This window comes from Novosphingobium acidiphilum DSM 19966, assembly GCF_000429005.1.
In the GTDB taxonomy this organism is placed as follows: Bacteria; Pseudomonadota; Alphaproteobacteria; order Sphingomonadales; family Sphingomonadaceae; genus Novosphingobium; species Novosphingobium acidiphilum.
The window spans coordinates 1-1547 of sequence record NZ_AUBA01000050.1 but is presented as its reverse complement, the minus strand read 5'-3'; the positions used below and the strand labels follow the sequence as shown (position 1 = coordinate 1547).

At 48.0% G+C, this 1547-nt stretch carries 2 protein-coding genes; one reads left to right on the top strand and one right to left on the bottom strand.

What is annotated here, in order from left to right; genetic code table 11:
* A partial coding sequence (locus G404_RS20255) for an HNH endonuclease (RefSeq protein WP_169719739.1) occupies positions 1 to 277 on the bottom strand: 277 nt, incomplete at its 3' end.
* A 17-nt stretch (positions 278 to 294) separates the two neighbouring features.
* Between G404_RS20255 and G404_RS20555 the strand changes: the two genes are divergently transcribed.
* Positions 295 to 1455 carry a hypothetical protein gene (locus G404_RS20555; RefSeq protein ID WP_156906386.1) on the top strand — a complete coding sequence of 387 codons (1161 nt, stop codon included), beginning with the start codon at positions 295 to 297 and terminating at the stop codon, positions 1453 to 1455.
* Positions 1456 to 1547: the final 92 nt, after the last annotated feature.

The following is a 1547-nucleotide window of genomic DNA, read 5'->3' as shown; positions in this document are numbered from 1 at the left end:
CACCGGCAGGACACTGCGGAAGGCACCTTTCGGGCGTGCCTGCTTGTGACGCTCGATGATTGAGAACCCCAAATTTGTCCACGCCGCCTAGCAGCCTATGATCCGCTGCAATGGCCAACAATCCCAGATCAAACAGTGTGTGAATGTCGGCTCTCAGCAGCATGCCGTTGGTGACATGGTTGGTTTTCGGGCCGAGATATGGATGAATATGCGCAGCTTCCAGCAAGGGCTCGATTGCACAGCTCGTCACAGCGCACTTCCCGTCGTAGGCCTTCATAAGTGCCCTGCGGAATTGTGATTGCCCCTGCCTCCGCGAAACCGCTGCAAGAACTTTTTTACGGCCATCCTCGATGTCAGTCGGGTCAAAAGTTTCGCCAACTTCGGTTGAGATTGCTTCAACTTCGAGCAGAACGCGCTGGAGCAGGAACTGGCTGGGCTTTCCTGGCTGAGCCCTGCATCGGCACCGACAGGCAAGTTGCGTCCGGCTTCCGTGAAAATAACGCTTTTTGCGCGGGCCGACCAGACCTATTGCCAGATTGGAGCGTCAAGGAGCGGCTGAAAGCGCCAGCACGCCAAAATCCGGTTGCGCAGTGCCATCCCATACGGCAATCGTGCCTCAATCGGCCTTCTCTTGGGGGCCATCTGGGAAATGTCGGTTTATATACCTCCTTTGCTATCAACTGTATTTTTGAAAAAGGGTTTGAGTATATGGCATTGGACTATGTTATTGACCTAAATGTGTCCCTTCATATGGAGGAGAAATACAAATCTCTTTACGTATGGTCCCTCAAAGAGACCAAAGAAAATGGTGATCAGGTCGGGCCAGATTTGATCCCTTATCGTTCGGATATTTTCTTCCATTCCACCTCTTTCGGTATCAATAGGAGTATTTCGTCGCAATACAATTTCAGATTGGATGACGAAGACCTTGAGGCCCTTAAATTTACCAAAACAGATGTGATAGTCGCCAATTTAGTTCCGGGAGCTTACGATGATGATCACTGGAGAGCACCTTCAATTTCGATGATTGGTTCAAGTCGATCCATAAAAGATATTAGACTTTTTGTGTTTCGAATAGATGATCCTGCCAAGGAAAATTGCGTAGTTAGGGGGATAATTGCATCAGAGATAGATTTTTGCAATGAAAGAATTGAAAGTATGCTTCAAATACGCATGTATTTTTCGGATGAGAAATTTGACAGCTTATTTGATTTAATACGTTATAATCAGATTGATCGCCTCTGGCTACGATTGAGTGACGTCGAGGGATTCTACTCTGACTATAGGAGCCTACCGGGTTCGAACAATTTTATCAAAGTTTTAGGTAGCCTGAAAGACCATGGGCTCGAAGTCGATGAGGAATGGAAAAAACTCATCCCTACGCTTGGAAGAGTTGGAGAGGCGTCGATTGAAGTTCAACGCATCCAGACAGCCAAGCTCGAAAAACCATCTTGAAGCGTCCCGGGTTTCCTGGAGGCTATTTGGTTTGAGTCATGCGACCATATCGAGGTTCTCAATGGCTGCATAGTAATTGGCTTCGGCCTCGG